The organism is Oleiphilus sp. HI0086 (assembly GCF_001635225.1).
In genome coordinates this window covers 1-1,023 of sequence record NZ_LWFZ01001257.1, presented here as the reverse complement: position 1 = coordinate 1,023, position 1,023 = coordinate 1, and the positions used below count along the sequence as shown (strand labels likewise).

1 protein-coding gene is annotated in these 1,023 nt (G+C 47.1%); it reads right to left on the bottom strand.

Translation table 11 applies throughout. From position 1 onward, the window contains the following. Positions 1-1,023: hypothetical protein (locus A3756_RS28150; RefSeq protein ID WP_197481458.1), on the bottom strand; the 1,023-nt coding region annotated here is incomplete at both ends.

The following is a 1,023-nucleotide window of genomic DNA, read 5'->3' as shown; positions in this document are numbered from 1 at the left end:
ATTGAAGTGTATTGCCGTCACTGGTTTGGCTTTGAAAGAGGCTGTTCAACTGGTTGAACTGAATACGATTAAGCATTCCGGCAAGTATTTTCAAAAGCTGCCCGGTAGAAAACTCTTGCTCGGCAAAAAGAGCTTTGGCCTTCGCTGTTGTGTCGGACTGGATGCGCGGAAAATTAAAGGGAGTTGTTAATAGTTCAGGCTCTAAAAGGCTGCCAAGGAGTTTCTCTATCGCCTGGTTTTGTTCGCCGCTGCTATTTGCGGCAGGTAATAAGTTTCGGCTAATGCCTAGCAGGGTCGCTTTTAAATCGCTTGATATTGTCTTGTCTTGGCTTGGATCGGCTGCCGTGTTGCTATGTTGCTTTACAAGTTGCTGCAGCATGTCTAGTGCTTGCTTCGTGACTGCAGAGCTTGTTTGGTTGGTATTTTGAGGAGAGGGGGTTCCAGAAAGCGGGTTATTGGCAGTAGGTTTGGTCTGGTCTGCTTGCGCTAATGCTATTTTGTTCAAGGTTTTGAGGTTTTGGAGTTGCTCGAGTATTTGTTGTTTGTTGGTGGTGTTACTGAGCTGTGACTCCATGAAAAGACCGCTGTGTTTTAAGGCGTTTCTAATTGTGTCAGGAGAGCTTAGAGTGTCGCCTTGACGGCTGGCTTGAGAGATCTGCTCTGCGTGAGGAAGAGATTTGATCAGTGTTGCGATGCTTTCTAGCGCAACTTTTCGAGTAAGCGGCGATGAGCCTTGTGTAGGGGAGAGCTGGGTTTGTTGAGCGCTGGCTACCTTTGTTTGATTTTGAGAAATGGGCGGCGTTTGCGAAGTCGCTTTACTCATCTCATTCAGGGCAGCGAAGCCGGTACCAAGAGACAGTTGCTTCGGTAGCAGTTTTGCTAAGGTGCCTAATAGTATTTCGGTATTGATGCTGCCTTTGTCTGCTGGGATTTGAGCTGTGCTTCTATTAGTCGGACTGACAAGGATCAAAGCCTTGCTCTGTTGTGTTGATGAGCTTTCAAGCTTGACTAATAGCGTCTGAC